This window comes from Streptomyces sp. 7R007, assembly GCF_054850255.1.
This window is the reverse complement of sequence record NZ_JBTWMV010000043.1, coordinates 22013-43960: the sequence shown is the minus strand read 5'-3', so window position 1 is coordinate 43960 and position 21948 is coordinate 22013. Positions and strand designations below refer to the sequence as shown.

At 73.2% G+C, this 21948-nt stretch carries 23 protein-coding genes; 9 read left to right on the top strand and 14 right to left on the bottom strand.

Annotation, left to right across the window (positions count from 1 at the left end; translation table 11 throughout):
- Positions 1–256 precede the first annotated feature (256 nt).
- Complete coding sequence (locus tag ACYF6T_RS35415; protein ID WP_461701702.1) at positions 257–988, bottom strand: VIT1/CCC1 transporter family protein; 732 nt, start codon at positions 986–988, stop codon at positions 257–259.
- A gap of 262 nt (positions 989–1250) precedes the next feature.
- On the opposite strand from ACYF6T_RS35415, the gene ACYF6T_RS35410 reads away from it, so the two are divergent.
- The 6 genes from ACYF6T_RS35410 to ACYF6T_RS35385 are packed head-to-tail and all read left to right on the top strand — an operon-like array spanning position 1251 to position 8210.
- The gene (locus ACYF6T_RS35410) at positions 1251–2264 is read left to right on the top strand and encodes an ADP-ribosylglycohydrolase family protein (protein ID WP_461701701.1); all 1014 of its coding nucleotides are present in this window, start codon (positions 1251–1253) and stop codon (positions 2262–2264) included.
- The gene (locus ACYF6T_RS35405) at positions 2261–3676 is read left to right on the top strand and encodes an ADP-ribosylglycohydrolase family protein (RefSeq protein WP_461701700.1); all 1416 of its coding nucleotides are present in this window, start codon (positions 2261–2263) and stop codon (positions 3674–3676) included. Before ACYF6T_RS35410 ends, ACYF6T_RS35405 begins: the two co-directional genes overlap by 4 nt.
- 7 nt (positions 3677–3683) lie before the next feature.
- Positions 3684–4853 carry an ADP-ribosylglycohydrolase family protein gene (locus ACYF6T_RS35400; RefSeq protein WP_461701698.1) on the top strand — a complete coding sequence of 390 codons (1170 nt, stop codon included), beginning with the start codon at positions 3684–3686 and terminating at the stop codon, positions 4851–4853.
- On the top strand, positions 4841–6202 hold the full coding sequence (locus ACYF6T_RS35395) for an ADP-ribosylglycohydrolase family protein (RefSeq protein WP_461701697.1): 1362 nt from the start codon (positions 4841–4843) through the stop codon (positions 6200–6202). Before ACYF6T_RS35400 ends, ACYF6T_RS35395 begins: the two co-directional genes overlap by 13 nt.
- Positions 6199–7389, top strand: coding sequence for a CaiB/BaiF CoA transferase family protein (locus tag ACYF6T_RS35390; RefSeq protein WP_461701695.1), 1191 nt, complete (start codon positions 6199–6201; stop codon positions 7387–7389). The genes ACYF6T_RS35395 and ACYF6T_RS35390 overlap by 4 nt, the downstream gene beginning before the upstream one ends.
- Entirely contained in the window at positions 7386–8210 is an 825-nt protein-coding gene (locus ACYF6T_RS35385) for an HpcH/HpaI aldolase/citrate lyase family protein (protein ID WP_461701693.1), read from the top strand. Before ACYF6T_RS35390 ends, ACYF6T_RS35385 begins: the two co-directional genes overlap by 4 nt.
- 33 nt (positions 8211–8243) lie before the next feature.
- On the opposite strand, the gene lgt is transcribed toward ACYF6T_RS35385, so the two are convergent.
- The 9 genes from lgt to ACYF6T_RS35340 form a co-directional block, all read right to left on the bottom strand.
- The gene (gene lgt / locus ACYF6T_RS35380) at positions 8244–9203 is read right to left on the bottom strand and encodes a prolipoprotein diacylglyceryl transferase (protein WP_461701692.1); all 960 of its coding nucleotides are present in this window, start codon (positions 9201–9203) and stop codon (positions 8244–8246) included.
- A gap of 102 nt (positions 9204–9305) precedes the next feature.
- Positions 9306–10082 carry a DsbA family protein gene (locus ACYF6T_RS35375; protein WP_461701691.1) on the bottom strand — a complete coding sequence of 259 codons (777 nt, stop codon included), beginning with the start codon at positions 10080–10082 and terminating at the stop codon, positions 9306–9308.
- 110 nt (positions 10083–10192) lie between these two features.
- Positions 10193–11026, bottom strand: coding sequence for a tryptophan synthase subunit alpha (gene trpA, locus ACYF6T_RS35370; protein WP_461701690.1), 834 nt, complete (start codon positions 11024–11026; stop codon positions 10193–10195).
- Positions 11023–12306 carry a tryptophan synthase subunit beta gene (gene trpB / locus ACYF6T_RS35365; RefSeq protein ID WP_461701689.1) on the bottom strand — a complete coding sequence of 428 codons (1284 nt, stop codon included), beginning with the start codon at positions 12304–12306 and terminating at the stop codon, positions 11023–11025. Before trpB ends, trpA begins: the two co-directional genes overlap by 4 nt.
- A gap of 108 nt (positions 12307–12414) precedes the next feature.
- Positions 12415–12582: a tryptophan biosynthesis modulator TrpM gene (gene trpM / locus ACYF6T_RS35360; protein ID WP_461701688.1), complete on the bottom strand. Its 168-nt coding sequence runs from the start codon at positions 12580–12582 to the stop codon at positions 12415–12417.
- A 21-nt stretch (positions 12583–12603) separates the two neighbouring features.
- Positions 12604–13413 carry an indole-3-glycerol phosphate synthase TrpC gene (gene trpC, locus ACYF6T_RS35355; protein WP_461701687.1) on the bottom strand — a complete coding sequence of 270 codons (810 nt, stop codon included), beginning with the start codon at positions 13411–13413 and terminating at the stop codon, positions 12604–12606.
- Between the two features lie 155 nt (positions 13414–13568).
- Entirely contained in the window at positions 13569–14018 is a 450-nt protein-coding gene (locus ACYF6T_RS35350) for a DUF2752 domain-containing protein (protein WP_461701685.1), read from the bottom strand.
- A 71-nt stretch (positions 14019–14089) separates the two neighbouring features.
- Positions 14090–14344: an HGxxPAAW family protein gene (locus tag ACYF6T_RS35345; RefSeq protein ID WP_461701683.1), complete on the bottom strand. Its 255-nt coding sequence runs from the start codon at positions 14342–14344 to the stop codon at positions 14090–14092.
- Between the two features lie 164 nt (positions 14345–14508).
- Positions 14509–15147, bottom strand: a complete 639-nt coding sequence (locus ACYF6T_RS35340; RefSeq protein ID WP_461701681.1) for a TIGR02234 family membrane protein — start codon at positions 15145–15147, stop codon at positions 14509–14511.
- 228 nt (positions 15148–15375) lie between these two features.
- Here ACYF6T_RS35340 and ACYF6T_RS35335 point away from each other — a divergent pair, with 228 nt between their 5' ends.
- A complete protein-coding gene (locus ACYF6T_RS35335) occupies positions 15376–16617 on the top strand; it encodes a S53 family peptidase (RefSeq protein ID WP_461701679.1) in 1242 nt (413 codons plus the stop codon).
- Positions 16618–16623: 6 nt separating this feature from the next.
- Here the strand turns inward: ACYF6T_RS35335 and ACYF6T_RS35330 are convergent, their stop codons facing one another.
- Complete coding sequence (locus ACYF6T_RS35330; RefSeq protein WP_461701678.1) at positions 16624–18102, bottom strand: anthranilate synthase component I; 1479 nt, start codon at positions 18100–18102, stop codon at positions 16624–16626.
- Positions 18103–18113: 11 nt separating this feature from the next.
- Positions 18114–18509, bottom strand: coding sequence for a phosphoribosyl-AMP cyclohydrolase (hisI, locus tag ACYF6T_RS35325; protein WP_461701676.1), 396 nt, complete (start codon positions 18507–18509; stop codon positions 18114–18116).
- Between the two features lie 83 nt (positions 18510–18592).
- On the opposite strand from hisI, the gene ACYF6T_RS35320 reads away from it, so the two are divergent.
- Both ACYF6T_RS35320 and ACYF6T_RS35315 read left to right on the top strand, forming a co-directional pair.
- Positions 18593–19228, top strand: a complete 636-nt coding sequence (locus tag ACYF6T_RS35320) for a TIGR03085 family metal-binding protein (protein WP_461701675.1) — start codon at positions 18593–18595, stop codon at positions 19226–19228.
- 8 nt (positions 19229–19236) lie between these two features.
- Positions 19237–19635, top strand: a complete 399-nt coding sequence (locus ACYF6T_RS35315) for a VOC family protein (RefSeq protein ID WP_461701674.1) — start codon at positions 19237–19239, stop codon at positions 19633–19635.
- 3 nt (positions 19636–19638) lie between these two features.
- Here the strand turns inward: ACYF6T_RS35315 and ACYF6T_RS35310 are convergent, their stop codons facing one another.
- The gene (locus ACYF6T_RS35310) at positions 19639–21321 is read right to left on the bottom strand and encodes an MFS transporter (protein ID WP_461701673.1); all 1683 of its coding nucleotides are present in this window, start codon (positions 21319–21321) and stop codon (positions 19639–19641) included.
- 15 nt (positions 21322–21336) lie between these two features.
- Positions 21337–21927 carry an ArsR/SmtB family transcription factor gene (locus ACYF6T_RS35305; RefSeq protein WP_461701672.1) on the bottom strand — a complete coding sequence of 197 codons (591 nt, stop codon included), beginning with the start codon at positions 21925–21927 and terminating at the stop codon, positions 21337–21339.
- Between the last annotated feature and the right edge of the window lie 21 nt (positions 21928–21948).

The following is a 21948-nucleotide window of genomic DNA, read 5'->3' as shown; positions in this document are numbered from 1 at the left end:
GGGATAATCCGTTCCAACATGCGGACATCGCGCGGCTGCGGTGCGGGTACCGCGCCCTGCGATGGAAGCTATGGGGGCCGAGCGGGACAGATCGGTGTCCGTCGACCCGAGAACGGGAGGGGCCGCGTCGCCCTTCCCGGGGGTGCACGGCAGGCCTCATTGCCCACAGCGCTTACGGCTCATGCCCGGTGGTTAAGCATCCGAAACCAGCGGGTAACGGCTACTTATGCGGCCCAACGCATAAGTACCAGCCGACCTATCCTACGGCCGTTCCGAACAAGCTGCCCAGGGCGTACGTCACACCGGCCGCCGCGCCACCCAGGGCGAGCTGCCGCAGCCCGCTGAACCACCAGCTGCGCGCCGTCACCCGCGCCACGACCGCCCCGCAGGCGAAGAGCCCGAACAGCGCGAGCAGCAGCGCCGGCCACAGCGCGGTCGCACCGAGCAGATACGGCAGTACGGGCAGCAGCGCGCCCAGCGCGAAGGAGCCGAAGCTGGACACGGCGGCGACGAGCGGCGAGGGCAGGTCCCCGGGGTCGATGCCGAGCTCCTCCCGGGCGTGGATCTCCAGCGCCTGCTCGGGGTCCTTCGACAGCTGCCGGGCGACCTCGCGGGCCAGCCCAGGCTCGACGCCCCGCGACTCGTACAGCGCGGCGAGCTCCAGTTCCTCGTCCATCGGGTGCCTGCGCAGCTCCCGGCGCTCCACGTCCAGCTCGGCCTCGACGAGCTCGCGCTGCGAGGCGACGGAGGTGTACTCGCCGGCGGCCATGGAGAAGGCGCCGGCGGCGAGGCCGGCGAGCCCGGTCAGGACCAGGGTGTGCGGGCTCACGGCGCTGCCGGCGACACCGGTCATCAGCGCCAGGTTGGAGACGAGACCGTCCATGGCCCCGAACACGGCCGGCCGCAGCCATCCACCGTTGACGTCGCGGTGGGTGTGGTTGTCGCGGTGCGCCTCGTGCAGCGCGGCCTCGGTCTCGATGATCGCCATTCCGGAGCCCCCAGGGAAGCTAAGCCAAAGCTAACTTTGGACAAGTTCTACTCTTCGACAACCCCGAATCTACGCCCGGAATTCCCGCCCCGCCAGCAAGGAAAGGCTCGGCTAACCTGCGGTTTCGTGCCGGGCGCCCGGATTTTCTGCCGGTCGACCGGGTGACAGGAGGCGGCCCGAAGCTCAGGTCAACCGCCGACGGTGGGACACATCCGCAGAGGTTCCGCGCCCTGTGCGAACCCCCGTCCCGAAGAGGCCGCGTATGGCATCGACCGCCCGCATCCCCTCGGTCCCGTCTCCCGGCACCGCCGCCGCGCCGCGCGAACGGGCCCGCGGCGCACTGCTGGGCCTGGCGGTCGGCGACGCCCTGGGAGCGCCCGCGGAGAACATGAAGCCCTCGGAGATCCGCGCCCGCTGGGGCCGTATCACCGGTTACGTCACCGACCACCCCGCCGGCACGGACGACACGGAGTACGCGATCTTCTCCGGGCTGCTCCTCGCCCGCCACGGCTCGTCCCTCACCCCGGCGCACGTCGAGGCGGCCTGGCACGAGTGGATCGCGGACCGGGCCGAGGGCCCCTTCCGGGGCGCGGGCTTCAGCGAACGCGGCACGCTGGAGAACCTGCGCCGCGGCCTCGCCGCCCCGATCTCCGCCCAGCACCGCCACGCCTGGAGCGACGGACTCGCGATGCGTGCGGCACCCTTCGGGGTCTTCGCCGCGGGCCGCCCCGCCGAGGCGGCGAGGCTGGCGGCGATCGACGGCTCCATCAGTCACGAGGGGGAGGGCATCTACGGCGGCCAGGCGGTCGCGGCGGGTGCGGCGGCGGCGATGGCGGGCGCCGCCCCCGCCGCCGTGATCGCCTCCGCCCTGGCGGTCGTCCCGGACGACTCCTGGACGGCCCGTTCCCTGCGCCGGGCCGTCGCGGTGGCCCACCAGGGCGAACGAGCGGTCCGCTCGGCGGTCGTCATCGGCGGCTACCCCTGGACGGACCTGGCCCCGGAAGCCGTCGCCCTCGCCTTCGGCGCCTACGCGGCAGCCGACGGCGACTTCCGCGACGCGGTCCTCACGGCGGTCAACATGGGCCGCGACGCGGACACGACGGCGGCGGTGGCGGGCGCGCTCGCCGGCGCGACACAGGGCGTCTCCTGCATCCCCGCGGACTGGGCCGCGGCCATCACCCCGGCCCGGGGCACCTGCCTCCCGTCGATGGCGGGCCACCACGTCCTGGAGGTGGCGGACCTCCTCACCGAGCCCGCGAGAGGCACACCCACATGACCCCACCGGCCCCCTGGGACGAAACCCCGACAGAACTACTCGACCAGGCGCCCCCTGGGGTGAAGCCGCTCGAACCTGCGGTCGCCGACGGCGAGTTCGGCCCGCTGGGGCCACTCGCACCCGACCACGAAAGCCACACGAGTACTGCCGGAACCACGGTCACCGACGACGAGTCCAGCCCGCTGAAAACACTCACACCCGACCACGAAAGCCACACGGGTGCTGCGGGTGGGAACGAACCCGCCGAAGGCGAAGCCGAGGCGGGTGACGGGCCACAGATCCCGCAGGAGGCCCCCGAGGCGTCCAGAACCGTCGGTCTCCTCCTGGGCCTCGCCGCAGGCGACGCCGCCGGCTGGCCCGCCGCCCGGCACAGAGCCACTCGCATGCCCGACTGGACCCGCCGCCTCACCCGCGAACTCGACACCTTCGCCGAACACAACGCGACCACCACCCTTCCCGTCCCCCTCGCCCTCAACCAACCCCCCGACCCCCTCCTCCTCGGCCCCTCCGACGACACCGAATGGGCGGCCTTCACCGCCGAGGCCCTCCTCCTCGCCGGCAACGACACCACCCTCGCCGACCTCAGCCGCCACCGCCGTACCCGCGCCGCCATCGACCTCACCTGGAACGCCCTCGCCACCGAAGTCGCCGCCGCAGCCCACCGCGCCCCGGAGATCGAATCCGCCGTCCTCCCCCTCCGCGCCCGCATCTCCGTCCACGCCGGCCTCGGCAACCTCGCCGCCGGCCTCCGCCCGCCCGCCACCGGCCACGACAACCCGCACTACTTCGACGACGCCGCCTGCATCCGCGCCTGCGTCCTCGCCCTCGCCCACCCCGGCAACCCCGAACTCGCCGCCGCCCTCGCCGAGTTCGACGCCCGCTACACCCAGGACGGCGACGGCGTCCTGGGCGCCCGCGCCATGGCCGCGGCCGTCTCCCTCGCCCTCACCGGTGCGGACGTGCACACCTGCGTGACCGCCGCACTCACCGAACTCCCCGAGTCCACCGAGATCGGCCGCAACGCCCGCCACGCCCTGCACCTGACCCGGCAGTCCGAATCCGCCTTCGCCCTCGTCCCCCTCCTGGAACACCAGATCGTCGACCACGTCTACAGCTACGGCATCGCCGCCGCCGAAACCGTCCCGGTCGCCCTCGCCCTGACCACCGCCGCCCACGGCCGCATCGCCGAGGCGGTCCCGGCGGCGGCCTGCCTCTCCCGGGTCGCCGACTCCGCCCCCGCCCTGGTCGGCGCCCTCACCGGCGCGCTCGGCGGCGGCGCGGCGATCCCCGCCACCTGGCGGGACGCCTGCCGCACCCTCTCCGGCTGCGCCCTCCCCCGCCTCACCGCCACCGACCTGGTGGAACTCGCCGGACTCCTCGAAGCCACGCAACCACCCCCACCGGGAGGATGATTCGGGCATGGCACCCCAAAAACCACAAGCAGTCAGCCTGGAGGACCGGATCACCGGCGCCCTCGTGGGCGCGGCGGTCGGCGACGCGCTGGGCGGCCCGGTCGAGGGATACTCCCCCGCGCAGATCCTCGAACGCCACGGCGGCCGCGTCCACGGCATCGTCGGCCCCTGGAACGGCGACGCCTGGCGCACGGCCCGCCCCCTCGCGCCGTACCACAAGGGCGACGGCCACGTCACCGACGACACCTTGATGACGCACGCCCTGATCCGGGTCTACGCCCGTGTCCGCGACCACCTGGACGCCTACGCCATCGCCGACCACCTGGTCCCGGACCTGATGACCACCCCCCGCTGGATTCCGGAGCTCGAATCCGAGGCCCTCCCCCTCCACCGTGTCTTCCTGGCCGAGAAATGGCTGGTCACCCGCCTGCACTACGCCCACGCCGACCCCCGTGAGGCCGGCGTCGGCAACATCGTCAACTGCGGTGCCGCGATGTACACGGCCCCGGTCGGCCTGGTCAACGCGGCCCATCCGCCGGCCGCCTACGCCGAGGCCCTGGACATCGCGGGCGCCCACCAGTCGTCGTACGGCAGGGAGGCGGCGGGCGTCCTCGCGGCGGCGGTGGCAGCGGCCTGCACCCCCGCGGCCACCCCGGACTCGGTCGTCTCGACCGCCTTGTCCCTCGCCAGGGACGGCACCCGCGAGGCGATCGAGCGGGTCTGCGAAGTGGCGTCGCGCCACACGGACTTCGAGTCGGCACTGCTGCCGCTGCGCGAGGCGGTCAGCCCGTACGACACCGTGGGCCCCGACTACCGGGCCCCCTCCCTCGGCGCCCGCCGCCCCTCCCGCCTGCACTCCATCGAGGAACTCCCCGTCGCCCTGGGCATGCTGCTGGTCTCCGGCGGCGACTTCCGCCACGCGGTCCTCGGCGCGGTGAACTACGGCCGTGACTGCGACTCCATCGCCACGATGGCGGGCGCCCTGGCCGGCGCCCTCGGCTCCCCGGTCCCGGACGACTGGTCCAAGACGGTGGCCGAGGCGAGCCGTCTGGACCTGTGGCAACCGGCCCGCACCCTCACCGAGGTGACCCGCGAGGTCTTCGCCCGGGACGTACGCCGCCGCCGTGCCCACGAGTCGGCCTTCGCGGAACTCGGAGGCCCCGGATGCTCCGACTGACCTGGGTGCAGCCGGAGGACCTGCTCGGCCACGAACTGCGCCAGGCGCGACTGGACGGCCGCGAGCCGTCGGCGATCGCCGCGCGCTGGCGGAGGGCGGGTGGTGCCGACGCTCCCGCACGGGCCGGGGCGTCACCGCGACGCGCCTCGCGTTACCTGCGCCAACTGGCCGAGGACCTGCTCGACGAACTGGCCGACCTGCCCAGCACACTCACGGAGGCGGAGCCGACGAGCCTCACGGAGATCAAGGCCACCTGCCCGGACTGGCCCTCCCGTACCCGCACCGCACCCCCCACGCGGGCACGCTTCGAAGCGGCCTGGCTGGGCCGTGCCGTCGGCTGCCTCCTCGGCAAGCCGGTCGAGAAGCTCCCCCTCACCGCCATCCGCGACCTCGCCCGGTCAACGGGCAACTGGCCCCTCCGCACCTACTTCACCGCCGCGGGCGTCCCCGCGGACCTCCTCGCCGCCCACCCCTGGAACCGCCGCTCCGCCGCCACCTCCCTCGCCGAGAACATCGACGGGATGCCCGAGGACGACGACCTCGACTACCCCCTCCTCAACCTCCTCCTGCTGCAACGCCACGGCCGCCGCTTCACCCCCGCCGACGTGGCCGCCCTCTGGCTGGACGAACTCCCGGCGGGCCGCACCTTCACCGCCGAGCGCATCGCCTACCGCAACCTCCTCGGCGGCCTCGAACCCCCGCACACGGCCCGCCACCGCAACCCCTTCCGCGAATGGATCGGCGCGTCGATCCGCGCCGACGTGCACGGCTGGACCAACCCCGGCGACCCGGCCGCCGCGGCCGAACAGGCCCACGCCGACGCCACCCTCACCCACACCGCCAACGGCGTCTACGCGGCGATGTTCACCGCGGCCGTCATCGCCACCGCGGCGACCGCCGCCCACGACGTCCACGCCTGCCTGCGCACCGGACTGAGGGTCGTCCCGCCGCACTCCCGGCTCGCCCGGGCGATCCGGCACGCCCTTCGACTCGCCCACGCGCACGCCGACTTCGACACCGTCGTGGACGAACTCCACGCCGCCTACGGCGACACCCACCACTGGGTGCACGCCATCCCCAACACCGCGCTCGTGGCCGCCGCCCTCACCCACGCCGACGGCGACTTCACCGGCTCCATCAGCCGTGCGGTGGGCGGCGGTTGGGACACCGACTCCAACGGCGCCACGGCCGGCGGCATCGCCGCCCTGCTCGCCGGCAGCCCCGCCGCCCTCCCCGACCACTGGACCACCCCGCTCAAGAACCGACTCGCCACCTCCGTCGGCGCCTTCGACGGCGTCGGCTTCGACACCCTGGCCCACCTCACCCACCAGGAGGCGTCCCGCCCATGACCGAGGCCCCGCTGACCGGCCTGCGCGTCCTCGACCTGGCCACCCTCTTCGCCGGCCCGCTCGCCGCCACGATGCTGGGCGACTTCGGCGCGGAGGTCGTCAAGGTCGAACACCCCGCGAAACCCGACCCCTCCCGAGGCCACGGCCCGTCGAAGAACGGCGTCGGCCTGTGGTGGAAGCTCCTCGGCCGCAACAAGCGCACGATCACCCTCGACCTCTCCCGACCGGGTGGCCGCGCCACCCTCCTGCGCCTGGCCGCCACCGCGGACGTGCTGATCGAGAACTTCCGCCCCGGCACCCTGGAGAAGTGGGACCTCGGCTGGTCCGAACTGTGCGCGGCCAACCCCCGGTTGATCCTCACCCGGGTCACCGGCTTCGGTCAGTTCGGCCCCTACGCCCACCGCCCCGGCTTCGGCACCCTCGCCGAGGCGATGAGCGGCTTCGCCGCGCTCACCGGCGAACCGGACGCGCCCCCGACGCTGCCGCCGTTCGGCCTCGCCGACTCGATCGCGGGCCTGGCGACGGCGTACGCGGTCATGACGGCGCTCGCGGCCCGCGACCGCACCGGCGAGGGCCAGGTGGTGGACATGGCCCTCATCGAACCGATCCTCGCCGTCCTCGGCCCGCAGCCCACCTGGTACGACCAGCTCGGTTACGTCCAGCCCCGCACCGGCAACCGGTCCGCCAACAACGCCCCGCGCAACGCCTACCGCACGGCCGACGGCACGTGGGTCGCCGTCTCGACGTCGGCCCAGTCGGTCGCGGAACGGCTGATGCACCTGGTGGGCAGGCCCGAGCTGATCGACGAGCCGTGGTTCGCCACGGGCGCCGGCCGCGCCGCGCACGCCGACGTCCTCGACGAGGCGGTCGGCACCTGGATCGCCGCCCGCACCCGCACCGAGGTGCTGGCTGCCTTCGAGAAGGCGGAGGCGGCGATCGCCCCCGTCCAGGACGTACGGGACGTGCTGGCCGACCCGCAGTACGCGGCCCTGGACACGATCACCACCGTCGACGACCCCGACCTCGGCCCCCTGCGCATGCAGAACGTCCTCTTCCGTCTCTCCGCCACCCCTGGCGCCATCCGCTGGGCGGGTCGCCCGCACGGCGCGGACACGGAGCAGGTCCTGACCGAACTGGGCCTGAGCGGCACCGAGGTGAAGGCGCTGCGGGAAGAGGGCGCGGTATGACGGCCGACCCGCCCCTCACCTGGCTCTACGCCCCGGGAGACCGCCCGCACGTCGTCGCCAAGGCCCTGCGCTCGGGCGCCGACGTCGTCATCGTCGACCTGGAGGACGCGGTCGCCCCGGACCGCAAGGCCTACGCCCGCGAGGCCACCGCCGACCTGCTCACCGACCCCCAGCCGGTCCCGGTCCACGTCCGCGTCAACGCCCCCGGCACCCCGCTGGCCGCCGAGGATCTGACCGCGCTGACCGCCTTCCCTCCCCTTCCCGGCCTGGCCGGCCTGCGCCTGCCGAAGGTGACGTCCCCCACCCGGATCACCCGTGTCGCGCAGACCACGCCCACCCCCCTCTACGCCCTCCTGGAAACGGCCCTGGCCATCGAGCACGCGTACGCCATCGCCTCCGCCGCCCCCACCCTGCGCGGCATCGCCCTCGGCGAGACGGACCTACGGGCCGACCTGGGCGTACGGGAGGACGCGGGCCTCGACTGGTCCCGCTCCCGCGTCGTCGTGGCCGCGCGGGCGGCGGGCCTGGCCCCACCACCCCAGTCGGTCCACCCGGACACCCGGGACCTGGAGGGCCTCGCCACCAGCTGCGCCCGCGGCCGCGCCCTGGGCTTCCTGGGCCGCGCCGCGATCCACCCGCGGCAGCTCCCGATCATCGAACGGGCCTACCTCCCCACCGCCCGGGAGATCGAGGAGGCGGAAACGATCATCAAGGCGGCCGCCCGGAACCAGGGCGCCCAGGCCCTGTCCAACGGCACCTTCATCGACGCGGCGGCAGTAACGGCGGCCCACCGAACCCTGACCCTGGCCCACCGCCGTTAGCCGGCCGACAGTCACCTTGTCGGCGCCGAACCGTCAGCTCTTCTTGGCCGACTCGGCCCCGTCCTTCGCCTCGGCGTCGGCCTCCACCTCATCCGCGGGGGCCTCGTCCTCGGCCTCGGCCTCATCGCCCCCGGCGTCGCCCTCCGCGTCGGCGGCATCACCGGCCACCTCGTCGGTCACCCCCGGCTCGACCACGGCCTCCCTGCCCGGCCGCTTCCTCGCCGACACCACGATGTACGTCACCGCCAGCAGGAACACGACCAACGCGGTCCAGTCGTTCAGCCGCAGCCCCAGGATGTGGTGCGCGTCGTCGACCCGCATGTACTCGATCCACGCCCGCCCCACGCAGTACGCGGCGACGTACAGCGCGAACGCCCGCCCGTGTCCCATCCGGAAGCGCCGGTCGGCCCAGATGACCAGCAGGCCGACGCCGATGCACCACAGGGACTCGTACAGGAAGGTCGGGTGGTAGTACCCCGGCACGCGGCCGTCCGTCGACGAGGTGATGTGCAGCGCCCAGGGGACGTGCGTCTCCTTGCCGTACAGCTCCTGGTTGAACCAGTTGCCCCAGCGGCCGATCGCCTGCGCGAAGGCGATGCCGGGTGCGACGGCGTCGGCGTACGCGGGCATCGGGATGCCCCGGCGCCGCGCACCGATCCACGCCCCCAGCGCGCCGAGCGCGATCGCGCCCCAGATGCCGAGACCGCCCTGCCACACCTTGAACGCGTCCACCCAGTCACGGCCCTCGCTGAAGTACAGCTCGTAGTCCGTGATCACGTGGTACAGCCGGCCGCCGACGAGGCCGAAGGGCACGGCCCAGACCGCGATGTCGGCCACCGTGCCGGCGCGTCCGCCGCGGGCGATCCAGCGCTTGTTGCCGAGCCAGACCGCGACGAAGACGCCGATGATGATGCAGAACGCGTAGCCGCGCAGCGGAATGGGGCCGAGGTGCAGCACCCCGCGCGACGGGCTGGGAATGTAGGCAAGTTCCATGGCAGGGTCGACGCTACCGTGCCGGACCGGGCATCCGGCGGGCGGCCCGGCTACGGCTCCATAACGGGCGGGTGTGAACGCGCCTTACCCCCGCCCGGCCGGTCACCCCTTGTTCGCCTGCTGCACCAGCTGCTTCAGCTTGGCGGGCGTCATGGACTGGTCCTGGTAGATGTTCTTGCCGTCGAGCAGCACGGTCGGCGTGCCGGTGAAGCCGCTCGACTTGAAGGCGGCGTGCGACTTGTCCATCCAGCTGTCGTGCGTGCCCTTGTTCACGCAGGTGCGGAAGGCCGGGGTGTCGAGACCCTTCACCTTGCCGGCCAGCTCGATCAGCTTGCTGTTGCTCGCGTAGGCGTCGTCGGTCTCCTCGGGCTGGTTCGTGTAGAGCACGTCGTGGTAGTCGCGGAACCTGCCGGCGTCCTGCGCGCACGCCGCGGCGTTGCCCGCGCGGAGGGAGCCGGTGCCGCCGAGGTTGCCGTCGATGAGCCGGACCAGGTGGTACTCGACCTGGAGCTGTCCGGCGTCGGTCAGTTCGTGGAGGGTGGGCCGGTACGCCGCCTCGAAGGCCTTGCAGGCCGGGCAGCGGAAGTCCTCCCAGACGGTGAGCTTGGCCTTGGCGCCCGCCGTGCCGACCGGGATCGCCAGGCTGTCCTTGCCCTGTGCCCCGGAGGGGGCCGCGACCGGTCCGGCCGCCGACTGGTCGTCGTCCTTGCCCGCGTTCGCCGCGACCACGCCGATCACGGCCGCGAGGCCCAAGACGCAGACGACGCTCGCGCCCACGATCAGGGTCCGCCGCCGCTTCTCCGCGGCCTTCTGCTTCTCACGCTCGACCGCCAGCCGCTCGCGGGCGGTGCGCTTTCCGTCACGGTTCTTCTCGCTCACACCCCCAGAACGAACCGGGGAGACGCAGCGCGCCTCCCCTGTCCCAGGTCCACCCGTTCGAGTGACCGAATGTTCCGAAGTGTCCGAAGGCGATCCCGGACGTCGCCGGACTACGCCTGTCCGGGCACGCCCTTCGCGCGCACGCCCTTCGCCAGCTCGCCGGCCAGCGCACGCACCGCCTCGATCCCGGCCGCGTGGTCCGGCGCGTCCAGCATCCGCTTGACGAAGGCCGAGCCGACGATCACCCCGTCGGCGAACCCGGCCACCTCGGCGGCCTGCTCGGCGTTGGAGACCCCGAGCCCGACGCAGACCGGCAGGTCGGTGCCGGTGGCCCGGGTCCGCTCGACCAGGTCCTGGGCCTGCGCGCCCACCGACTCACGGGTGCCGGTGACGCCCATCAGCGAGGCGGCGTACACGAACCCGCTGCCCGCCGCGGTGATCTCGGCGAGCCGCGCGTCCTTGCTGCTGGGCGCGACCACGAAGACCGTGGCCAGCCCGTGCTTCCGGGCGTGCTCCCGCCACAGCGCCGCCTCCTGCACCGGCAGGTCGGGCAGGATGCACCCGGCGCCGCCCGCCTCCGCGAGCTCGGCGGTGAAGCGCTCGACGCCGTAGCGGTCGATGGGGTTCCAGTACGTCATGACGAGGATCGGCTTTCCGGTGGCCTCGTAGGCCTCCTTGACCGTCCGCATGACGTGCGCGATCTTGACGCCGCCGCGCAGGGCGATGTCGTCGGCGGTCTGGATGACGGGACCGTCGAGGACGGGGTCGCTGTGCGGCAGGCCCACCTCCATGACGTCCGCTCCGCCCTCCAGAGCGGCCTTGACCGCCTCGATGCCGCCGTCCACGGTCGGGAACCCGGCCGGGAGGTAGGCGATGAGCGCCGAGCGGCCCTCGGCCTTGGCGCCGGCGAGGGTGTCCGACAGCAGCTGGATGTTCCCGCTCACTTGGCGTCCCCCTCGATCTCCGCGAGGTCGGCCTCGTCGGCCGCGACCTCGGCGTCGGTGTCGTACAGGCCGAAGTAGCGCGCGGCGGTGTCCATGTCCTTGTCGCCGCGGCCGGAGAGGTTGACGACGATCAGGCCGTCCGGGCCCAGCTCCCCGCCGACCTCCAGGGCGCCCGCGAGGGCGTGCGCGCTCTCGATCGCCGGGATGATGCCCTCGGTGCGCGAGAGCAGGCGCAGGGCCTGCATCGCCACGTCGTCGGTGATCGCGCGGTACTCGCCGCGACCGGAGTCCTTGAGGTAGGAGTGCTCCGGGCCGATGCCGGGGTAGTCCAGGCCGGCCGAGATCGAGTACGGCTCGGTGATCTGGCCCTCCTCGTCCTGCAGGACGTAGGACCGGGAGCCGTGCAGGATGCCGGGCTCGCCGGCGGTGAGGGTGGCCGCGTGCTCTCCGGTCTCCACGCCGTGGCCGGCCGGTTCGCAACCGATGAGCCGGACCGAGGAGTCCGGGATGAAGGCGTGGAAGAGGCCGATGGCGTTGGAGCCGCCGCCGACGCAGGCGATCGCCGCGTCCGGGAGGCGGCCGGCGCGCTCCAGGAGCTGGCGGCGGGCCTCGACGCCGATGACCCGGTGGAAGTCGCGGACCATGGCCGGGAAGGGGTGCGGGCCGGCGACCGTACCGAAGAGGTAGTGGGTGTGGTCGACGTTGGCGACCCAGTCGCGGAAGGCCTCGTTGATGGCGTCCTTGAGGGTGCGCGAGCCCGACTTCACGGCGATGACCTCGGCGCCGAGCATGCGCATGCGGGCCACGTTGAGCGCCTGGCGCCTGGTGTCGATCTCGCCCATGTAGATCGTGCACTCCAGGCCGAAGAGCGCGCAGGCGGTGGCGGTGGCGACGCCGTGCTGGCCGGCGCCGGTCTCCGCGATGACCCGGGTCTTGCCCATGCGCTTGGTGAGCAGGGCCTGGCCGAGGACGTTGTTGATCTTGTGGGAGCCGGTGTGGTTGAGGTCTTCGCGCTTCAGGAAGATCCTCGCGCCGCCGGCGTGCTCGGCGAACCTCGGCACCTCGGTCAGCGCCGACGGGCGCCCGGTGTAGTTGACCAGCAGGTCGTCGAGTTCGCGGGCGAACTCGGGGTCGTGCTTGGCCTTGTCGTACTCGACGGCGACCTCGTCGACGGCGGCGACGAGGGCCTCCGGGATGAACTTGCCGCCGAAGTCGCCGAAGTAGCCGTCGGCGGTGGGGACGTGACCCTCCGGGTCAGGGATGAAGAACTCGCTGGGCATGTGGATACCTCACGGTGAGTGCGTGGTGATGACACTGAGCGCCGTGGGGCGAAGGGTGGTGTGTGGTCTGCGGGCCGTCAGTGGCCGATCGCGCAGTTCCCCGCGCCCCTAGAGGGCGCGGTGCCATCGGCGGCCGTTGACCTGCCCGGGTTCGTCTCCGATGACGTAGCGCACTCGACGGCCGTGCACCCTGCGGGCGGGCGCACGGCAGCCCCGGGGGCGGCAGCCGCGCGCGAGGCGGGCGTACCGGTCCAGGGTCGTCGCAGTGAGAGTCATCGGGGTCAGCCTACCGAAAGATCAACTGCGCCCGTGCCGCAGAGCCGGATGCTCACCGGCCGCCACCAGGTCCGACACCGCCGTCTTCGGGTCCTTGCCGGTGACCAGCGACTCGCCGACCAGGACGGCGTCGGCGCCGGCGTTGGCGTAGGCGATGAGGTCGTGGGGGCCGCGGACGCCGGACTCGGCGATCTTGACGAGGCCGTCGGGGATCTCGGGGGCGACGCGCTCGAAGGTGGAGCGGTCGACTTCGAGGGTCTTGAGGTTGCGCGCGTTGACGCCGATGACCTTGGCGCCCGCGTCCACGGCCCGCTCGACCTCGTCCTCGTCGTGCACCTCGACGAGCGGGGTCAGGCCGATGGAGACGGCGCGCTCGATGAGGGACTCCAGGGCGGGCTGGTCCAGGGCGGCGACGATGAGCAGCGCGAGGTCGGCGCCGTACGCGCGGGCCTCCCACAGCTGGTACGACGTGACGATGAAGTCCTTGCGCAGGACCGGGATGTCCACGCGCGCGCGGACCGCCTCCAGGTCGGCCAGCGAGCCGCCGAAGCGCCGCTGTTCGGTGAGGACGGAGATGACGGCCGCGCCGCCCGCCTCGTAGTCCGCGGCGAGTCCGGCCGGGTCGGCGATCGCGGCCAGCGCGCCCTTGGAGGGGCTGGAGCGCTTGACCTCGCAGATCACCTTGACGCCGTCGCCCTTGAGGGCGGCGAGCCCGTCCTTGGCCGCGGGAGCCTTCGCCGCGCGCTCCTTGAGCTCGTCGAGGCTGACGCGCGCCTGCCGCTCCGCGAGGTCGGCACGGACTCCGTCGATGATCTCGTCGAGCACACTCACGCGAGCGGCCCCCTTCCAGACGGTTGACAGTTCAAGCGGTTGACCGTGGTTGACCGAGTGGGAAAACCGATGGTCACTGCGATGGTATCCGGAGGAGGGCGAAGCCCTCGCATCCGGTTGACGCCGGTCCCACTACCTGGACGTCCCCCTGTTGATCAAGGGTGCAGCCAGCCACCGAAGGGCAGGTTCCGGACAACGGTGAAGACCAGCAGCAACACGCCGAGCGTCCACAGGTGCGCGGGGCCGGGCTCGATCCGCAGCCGGCGGCCGCGGGCGGCGCGGACCACCCATACGGTCCACAGCACGGCGAAGCCCAGACAGCCCAGCACGGCCGGCGCGTTGTCCCGCAGCGCGGTCAGCAGGTCCCCGTGGACGAAGGCGTGCGCGCTGCGCAGTCCGCCGCAGCCGGGGCAGTAGAGGCCGGTGAGGCGGTACAGGGGGCAGACGGGGTAGTGGCCGGGCTGGTTGGGGTCGACGGCGCCGACGTAGGCGAAGGCCCCGGCGACGGCCGCGAGGATCCCGGCGGGGACGGCCAGCCGCGCCGCGGCGGACGCGGTGGAGGACGCGGCGGGCGCTGCCGGCGTGGACCGGCTCTCGGTGTTCACACGCGCATTCTCCCCCCGGAGAACGTTTGAGGGGCGGTCCGGTGCCGGATCGCCCCTCGCGTCGTACGCGGTCAGCCGTTGGCGTGCGCCGCCTCGCTCTTGGCCAGCTCGTCCTGGAACGTCTTGTGCGCGTCCTTCGGCTGGCCCATGCCCATGGCGCTCATGATCCAGCCGACCACGCCGCCGATGACCACGATCGCCATGCCGGCCCAGAAGCCCGCGGGCTGGGCCATCACCATGAAGGCACCCGCGACGCAGAAACCGATGAAGGCGATGGTGACACCGGTCCAGGCGGCCGGGGTGTGACCGTGGCTGCTGCCCGCCATGACTTGCTCCTCGTTGCTGTGTACGTGTCTGAGCCGGATGCTCGACGCCATTGTCCCGTACGGACCCGGGCGCGCCGCTCGGGGGTGGCCCCAGCATGTCGACCCGGCCGCGCCGGCGGCCGGCTCGGGGCCGCGGGGCGCGGCGGGAGGGGTTGGCGGGCCTGCTACGCGCCGGTCGGGTCCTCGCCCCGGTCCAGCGCCTTCCAGATGTCCTCGGGCCGGTCGGGGTCCACCGTCGCCGCCCGCCGGGGCCGCGGCGTGCCGTCGCGCTCGTACCGCCCCGACATCGCCGGCCACAGCCGCCCGTAGCGCAGCGCGAGCAGCCCGGCGACCAGGATCAACCCCCCGCCGCCCGCCGCGATGTACGGCCAGATGGTGTGACTGAGCGCGTCCACCGTGGCCGTCGTGTCCCCGGCGGCCTGCGCGGCCTTCTCGTCCAGCGCCGAGCTGTCCGAGGCGCCGAGCAGCGCCGCGGCCACCGTCCCGGCGCCGCTGAGCGCGAGGAGGGCCGACACCAGCAGGCGTCCGGAGCGGCGGACGGCGAAGACGGCGACGAGCGCGGCGAGGCCCACTATGGCGAGCGCCGCGGGCACGCCCGTGACGTCGCTGCCCTTGGCGGTGAGCGGGAAGGAGCCACCGGCCACCAGGGCGGTGCCCTCCGACCAGCGCTGCCGGGTCGACAGCAGCGCCACGGCCGCGCCGAGCGCACCGCACAGCAGGGCCAGCGCGAGGCTCAGGCGGCCGGCCCGGGCGGGCTCCGCGGCTTCGGAACGGGGGTGAGGTACGGCAGTCACGCCCTCCACTATCGCTTGTCCGCGCCCGGAAGCGTCACCCGGGGCTGTCAACCCATGGCCACACCATCGTTCCGTCATGAACACCTCAGGGACATCACACGGTTCCCCCAGGAACGGCAAAGCAAGGTCACAGCTTCAACGATCTTCTTGTTGACGTGATCCGGTCACGCCTACGTTCTGCGCGGCCCGCTCGCGCACCCCGCGGCCGGACCGATCGGCGTACCCGCATGTCTCCCCATGGTTCACCAGCCTCTCGGAGGAAGTACGTTGCGCAGAACCGTTTCCTCGGCGGTCGTGGCCGCACTGTCCACCACCGCGCTCGCGCTGGCCGCCCCCACCGGCCTGGCCGCGACCCCGGCGTCCCACGGCGTCACCGTCGCCCACTCGTGTGCGACCCCCACCCAGAAGAACGTCATGGCCTGCAACGCCCTCAAGGTCACGGCGGGCACCCCGAAGTCCGCGCACGCGGAGAGCGACCTGACGGCCGCCGCCGCGCCCTCCGGCTACGGCCCCGCGTCGCTGCAGGCGGCGTACAACCTGCCCTCCGCGACGGGCGGTTCGGGCCAGACGGTGGCGATCGTCGACGCCTACGACGACCCCAACGCCGAGGCCGACCTCGCCACCTACCGCGCGCAGTACGGCCTTTCGGCCTGCACCACGGCCAACGGCTGCTTCACCAAGGTCAACCAGAGCGGCGGCACCAGCTACCCGCGCGGCGACTCCGGCTGGGCCGAGGAGATCTCCCTTGACCTCGACATGGTCAGCGCGGCCTGCCCGAACTGCAAGATCCTGCTGGTGGAGGCCAGTTCGGCGTCCATGGCCAACCTGGGCACGGCCGTGAACACCGCGGTGCGGCTCGGCGCCAAGTTCGTCTCCAACAGCTACGGCGGCTCCGAGTCCTCCAGCGACGCGACGTACGACTCCAGCTACTTCAACCACCCCGGCGTCGCCATCACCGTCTCCTCCGGCGACAACGGCTACGGCGTGGAGTACCCGGCCGCCTCCAAGTACGTGACGGCGGTGGGCGGTACGTCCCTGAAGACCGCGTCGACCTCCCGCGGCTGGAGCGACACGGTGTGGAGCGGGGCCGGCTCCGGCTGCTCCGGCTACGACGCCAAGCCGGCCTGGCAGACCGACGGCGGCTGCGCCAGGCGGACCGTCGCCGACGTCTCCGCGGTCGCCGACCCCAACACCGGCGTCGCGGTGTACGACAGCTACCGGCAGGCCACCGGCTGGATGGTCTTCGGCGGCACCAGCGCCTCGGCCCCGCTGATCGCGGCGACCTACGCGCTGGCGGGCGCCCCGTCCTCCGGCTCGTACCCGGCGTCGTTCCCCTACGCCCACACCTCGGCGCTGTACGACGTCACCAGCGGCTCCAACGGCAGCTGCGGCGGGAGCTACCTGTGCACCGGCACCGCCGGGTACGACGGCCCGTCCGGCCTCGGCGTGCCGAACGGGACGGCGGCCTTCACCGGCTGAACACCCCTATGAACTGAGCCTGTTCGCGGTGTGCACCGCGCGGAGGACCGCCGCCGCCTTGTTGCGGCACTCCTGGTCCTCCGCGACCGGGTCGGAGTCGGCGACGATGCCGGCTCCGGCCTGCACGTACGCCGTGCCGTCCCGCAGCAGGGCGGTGCGGATGGCGATGGCCGTGTCGGAGTCGCCCGCGAAGTCGAGGTAGCCGACACAGCCGCCGTACAGCCCGCGCCGGGACGGCTCCAGTTCGTCGATGATCTGCATCGCGCGCGGCTTGGGCGCCCCGGAGAGGGTGCCGGCCGGGAAGCAGGCCGTCAGGACGTCGAAGGCGGTGCGGCCTTCCGCGACCCTGCCGGTGACCGTCGAGACGATGTGCATCACGTGCGAGTACCGCTCGATGGACATGAAGTCGACGACCTCCACCGAGCCCGGCTCGCAGACCCGCCCCAGGTCGTTGCGCCCCAGGTCGACCAGCATCAGGTGCTCGGCGCGCTCCTTGGGGTCGGCCAGCAGCTCGTCGGCGAGGGCCTGGTCCTCCTGCGGGGTGGCCCCGCGGTGCCGGGTGCCGGCGATGGGGTGGACCATGGCCCGTCCGTCCTCGACCTTGACCAGCGCCTCCGGCGAGGAGCCGACGACGTCGAAGCCCTCGAAGCGGAACAGGTACATGTACGGCGACGGGTTGGTCGCCCTGAGGACCCGGTACACGTCCAGCGCGCTGGCCGTGCACGGCGTTTCGAAGCGCTGGGAGGGGACGACCTGGAAGGCCTCGCCGGCCCGGATGCGCTCCTTGACGTCCTCGACGGCCCGCCGGAAGTCGGGGCCGCCCCACAGCGCCGTGTACTCGGGCAGCTCGGAGGGCGGCAGATGGGCCGGGGGCTGGGCGACCGGGCGCGAGAGGTCGGCCTCCATGGCGTCGAGCCGGGCCACCGCGTCGGCATGGGCCTCGTCCACGCCCGTGTCGAGGTCGTTGTGGTTGATCGCGTTGGCGATCAGCAGGACCGAGCCCTCCCAGTGGTCCATGACGGCCAGGTCACTGGTGAGCAGCATGGTCAGCTCGGGCAGCTTCAGGTCGTCGCGCTCGCCCGGGCCGATCTTCTCCAGGCGGCGCACGATGTCGTAGCCGAGGTAGCCGACCATGCCGCCGGTGAAGGGCGGCAGGCCCTCCTGGTGGGGGGTGTGCAGGGCCTCGATGGTGGCGCGCAGGGCGGCCAGCGGGTCGCCGTCGACGGGGACGCCCACGGGCGGCACGCCGAGCCAGTGCGCCTGGCCGTCACGGGCGGTGAGGGTGGCCGCGGAGCGCACGCCCACGAAGGAGTACCGGGACCACGAGCGGCCGTTCTCCGCGGACTCCAGCAGGAAGGTGCCGGGGCGTTCGGCGGCGAGCTTGCGGTAGAGCGCGACCGGGGTGTCGCCGTCGGCGAGGAGCTTGCGCGTGACCGGGATGACCCGCCGGTCGGTGGCGAGCTTGCGGAAGGTGTCGAGGTCCATGGCCGCTGACCTTACTGATCCGGCGCGGCGGCGCGGGAACCGACGCCGTCCTTCAGCAGCACGTCCGCGTCGAAGCAGGTCCGGGCGCCGGTGTGGCAGGCGGCGCCGACCTGGTCGACCTTGACCAGCACGGTGTCGGCGTCGCAGTCGAGGGCGACGGACCTGACCCACTGGACGTGGCCGGAGGTGTCGCCCTTGACCCAGTACTCCTGCCGGCTGCGCGACCAGTAGGTGCACCGTCCGGTGGTCAGCGTGCGGTGCAGCGCCTCGTCGTCCATCCAGCCGAGCATCAGCACCTCTCCGGTGTCGTACTGCTGGGCGATGGCGGGCAGGAGCCCGTCGGCGCTGCGCTTGAGGCGCGCGGCGATCTCGGGGTCGAGGCTGCTGGACTGGGGAGCGCTGGTCATGGGTGCCATTGTGCCGCGCGCGACGGACAGTGACCGGAGGGCGTCCACTGGGCGGACTTCGTACGCGGTCGTAGGCTGACTGCATGTCGACCTTCGCCAAGCGTGAACGGCTCCTCTTCGCCGACCTCTTGGAAACCGCGGGCCCGGACGCCCCCACCCTCTGCGAGGGATGGACGACCCGTGACCTCGCCGCGCACGTGGTGGTGCGCGAGCGCCGCCCCGACGCCGCCGGCGGCATCCTGATCAAGCAGCTCGCGCCGCGCCTGGAGCGGGTGATGGCGGAGTTCGCGGACAAGCCGTACGAGGAGCTGCTCCAGCTCATCCGCACCGGCCCGCCGCGCTTCTCGCCCTTCTCGCTCAAGCAGGTCGACGAGATGTCGAACACGGTCGAGTTCTACGTCCACACCGAGGACGTCCGCCGCGCCCAGCCCGACTGGACGCCCCGCGAGCTCGACCCGGTCTTCCAGGACGCCCTGTGGTCGCGCCTGGAGCGCACGGCCCGTCTGATGGGCCGCGGCGTCCCCACGGGCCTGGTGCTGCGCCGCCCCGACGGCCAGACGGCGGTCGCCCACCGCGGCACGCCCGTGGTCACGGTGACCGGCGAACCGTCCGAGCTGCTGCTGTTCTCCTACGGCCGGCAGAGCGCCGCCAAGGTCGAGGTGGACGGCGACAAGGAAGCGGTCGCCCGGCTGTCCGAGACCAGGCAGCTGGGGATCTAGGAGCCGTCGTGATCAAGGTCGCCATGACCAGCGTGTACGTCGACGACGTCACCAAGGCCCACGCGTTCTACACGGACGTGCTGGGCTTCGAGACCCGCACCCACATGGACCTGGGCGACGGCACCCTGTTCGTCACCGTGGGCGCCGCCGAGGGTGCCCAGCAGGACCTCCAGCTCCTCCTGGAGCCGGGCCAGGGACCCATCGCAGAGCCCTACCGCAGGGCGGTGCGCGAGGCGGGCCTGCCGTGCATCGTCTTCTCGGTGGACGACGTCGAGGCCGAGTACGAGCGGCTGCGGTCCCTCGGCGTCCACTTCACGCAGCCCCCGCAGGAGCAGGGGCCGGTGCTCACGGCCGTCCTGGACGACACGGTCGGCAACCTGGTCCAGCTCGCGCAGCCCAGGGACTGACCGTCAGCGGGGCAGTTCGGCGCGGCGCAGGTCGCGTACGCCCAGCATGACGGCCCCGCCCAGCCCGCACACCAGCGCGCTGACGACGAAGACCGGGCCGGTGCCCCAGGCGCCGATCGCGGCGGCGGACAGCGGCATGCTCAGCGGGGCGAGACCGAGGCTGACCAGGCCGGCGACGGCGGTGACCCGGCCCAGGTACGCCGGGTCGCCCTGGGTCTGCAGCAGCGCAGCGCACAGGGCGCCGCTGAGCCCGGCGAGCAGGCCGATGGCCAGCGCGACGCCGACGGCGGCGGCGAGGGTGGGCGCGTAGGCGAGGGCGCCGATGGCGACCGACCCCGCGAGGACGGCGTGGGCGGCGACGAGCCCGGCCCGGGGCAGCCGGCCGAGCACGGTCAGCAGCAGCGAGGCGATCCCGGCCCCCACGCCGAACCCGGCCAGCACCCCGCCCATGCCGGAGGCGCCCCAGCCGCGTTCACCGGCCAGCAGCGTCAGCCCCACGTTGAGCGGCCCGACGAAGCCGAGGTCACCGAGGGCGATCGCGACCACCAGCGGGGCGAGGACACGGTGCCGCCGGATGTAGCGCAGCCCACTCACCAGATCCCACCACGCCGCCCGCTCCACCGGCTCCCCTCCCAGCACACCCACAGACGCCGAGCCCGAGCCCCCGTATGTGTCGTCCACGGGCGTCTGCCCCCGGATCCCCTGCGCCTCGTCCGCCGGTGGCTCCCCTCCCAGCACACCCACAGACGCTGGGCCCGTACCTCCCTGAGCGTCCTCCGCCGGCAGCTCTCCCGCGCGCACACCCACATAGCCCGAACCCCCGCGAGCGTCCTCCACCGGCAGCTCCCCCACAGACGTCCGCCCCCCGACCCCCTGCCCGTCATCCACCACCAGCCCCCGCGCCCCCACACCCACAGACGCCGAGCCCGAGCCCACCTGAGCGTCATCCGCGGGCAGCTCGCCGCCAGGTGTCTGGCCCGTGCCCACCCGTGTGTCAGCCGTCGGCGGCTCTCCCGCCCGCATTCCCGTAGACGCCCGGCCCCCGAGTTCCTGCGTGTCGTCCGTCTGTGGCTTCCCCACCCGTACGCCGAGCAGCAGCGGTATGGACGCCGCTATGAGCAGGCCGGCGAGTGCGAAGGCCGTCGGCGCGCCGGCGAGGGCCACGCCGAGGCCGCCGAGCGGTGCGCCGACGACGTTCGCGAACCGGATGGCGAGGCCCCGCATGCCCTGGACGCGGGCGAACTGGCCGCGGCCGGTCACGCGCGCGGGCAGGGCGCCGACGGCCGGCATGAACACGGCGTCGACGGCGCCGAAGACCAGCGCCAGCGCGGCCAGCGGCCACAGCCCCGGGCTGGCGAGCAGCAGCAGTCCCGCCACCGCCAGCACCGCCGCGCAGCGCACCGCGTCACTGGCGATGACCACGCGACGCGGCCCGAACCGGTCGGCGACCACTCCCCCGCCCAGCATCAGCAGCGCCCTCGGCAGCGCGCTCACCGACATGACGAGCCCGGCCTGTGCGGGCGTGCCGGCCTGGACGGCGGCCCAGGACAGGGCGAGGTAGTAGACGTTGTCGCCGACCATCGAGCAGGTGTAGGCGGCGAGCCAGCGCAGGACGTTGCCGTCGCGGTGGGCGGGGCGGCCGGCGGCGTCGGCGGGGGCCGCGGGCGCCCTGGTCACAGCGGTCACGGGAGGGCGGCCCCTTCAGACGCGGAACGGGAATCCGTACAGGTGCAGGGCGACGTGCTCACGCCCCTCGGTGTCGCCGGCGGCCTCGGCGGCCCGCCCCTTCTCCTCGTACTTCCTGGTGAGCGCCTCCAACTCCCGGCGCAGCTCGTCCAGTTCGGCCGGGGTCAGCCGCAGCAGCGCCTCGCTGTCCGGAGCGGCGGCGTTCCACTCGGCGCTCCAGGTGGGGCGCTCGTCGAGGTAGCGGCGGTACATGTCGACGCGCTGCTCGTGGAAGAGCCGGGTCGCCGCCAGGTGCGCGGCGGCCCGCTCGGGCGCGTCCCGGAAGTCCTTGTCGCGGATGCTCACGCCCTCCGACGAGGGCCGCCACCACCGCTCCCGCCCGTCCCCGCTCTGCGGCTCGGCCTCCTCGATCAGCCCGTGTTCGGCGAGCTTGCGCAGGTGGTAGCTGACCAGCGAGACGGCCTCGTCGACCTGGTCGGCGAGGTGCGAGGCGGTGGCCGTGCGGGCCACGACCAGCAGGCGGTACAGCCGCATCCGCAAGGGGTGGGCCAGCGCCTTGAGGGTGCCGAGGTCGGTGATCGGACGGTTGCGCTCCCTGCCTGCCATGCCCCCACCGTAGATACGAAA

Coding starts and splice junctions, on each gene's coding strand:
- ACYF6T_RS35395 (WP_461701697.1), top strand. CDS start 4,841: ATGCTCCGACTGACCTGGGTGCAGCCGGAGGACCTGCTCGGCCACGAA.
- ACYF6T_RS35345 (WP_461701683.1), bottom strand. CDS start 14,344: ATGGCGGGCAGCAGCCACGGTCACACCCCGGCCGCCTGGACCGGTGTC.
- ACYF6T_RS35405 (WP_461701700.1), top strand. CDS start 2,261: ATGACCCCACCGGCCCCCTGGGACGAAACCCCGACAGAACTACTCGAC.
- ACYF6T_RS35400 (WP_461701698.1), top strand. CDS start 3,684: ATGGCACCCCAAAAACCACAAGCAGTCAGCCTGGAGGACCGGATCACC.
- ACYF6T_RS35305 (WP_461701672.1), bottom strand. CDS start 21,927: ATGGCAGGCAGGGAGCGCAACCGTCCGATCACCGACCTCGGCACCCTC.
- ACYF6T_RS35330 (WP_461701678.1), bottom strand. CDS start 18,102: ATGGACCTCGACACCTTCCGCAAGCTCGCCACCGACCGGCGGGTCATC.
- ACYF6T_RS35410 (WP_461701701.1), top strand. CDS start 1,251: ATGGCATCGACCGCCCGCATCCCCTCGGTCCCGTCTCCCGGCACCGCC.
- trpM (WP_461701688.1), bottom strand. CDS start 12,582: ATGACTCTCACTGCGACGACCCTGGACCGGTACGCCCGCCTCGCGCGC.
- lgt (WP_461701692.1), bottom strand. CDS start 9,203: ATGGAACTTGCCTACATTCCCAGCCCGTCGCGCGGGGTGCTGCACCTC.
- ACYF6T_RS35320 (WP_461701675.1), top strand. CDS start 18,593: ATGTCGACCTTCGCCAAGCGTGAACGGCTCCTCTTCGCCGACCTCTTG.
- hisI (WP_461701676.1), bottom strand. CDS start 18,509: ATGACCAGCGCTCCCCAGTCCAGCAGCCTCGACCCCGAGATCGCCGCG.
- trpB (WP_461701689.1), bottom strand. CDS start 12,306: ATGCCCAGCGAGTTCTTCATCCCTGACCCGGAGGGTCACGTCCCCACC.
- ACYF6T_RS35385 (WP_461701693.1), top strand. CDS start 7,386: ATGACGGCCGACCCGCCCCTCACCTGGCTCTACGCCCCGGGAGACCGC.
- ACYF6T_RS35415 (WP_461701702.1), bottom strand. CDS start 988: ATGGCGATCATCGAGACCGAGGCCGCGCTGCACGAGGCGCACCGCGAC.
- ACYF6T_RS35335 (WP_461701679.1), top strand. CDS start 15,376: ATGGTTCACCAGCCTCTCGGAGGAAGTACGTTGCGCAGAACCGTTTCC.
- ACYF6T_RS35390 (WP_461701695.1), top strand. CDS start 6,199: ATGACCGAGGCCCCGCTGACCGGCCTGCGCGTCCTCGACCTGGCCACC.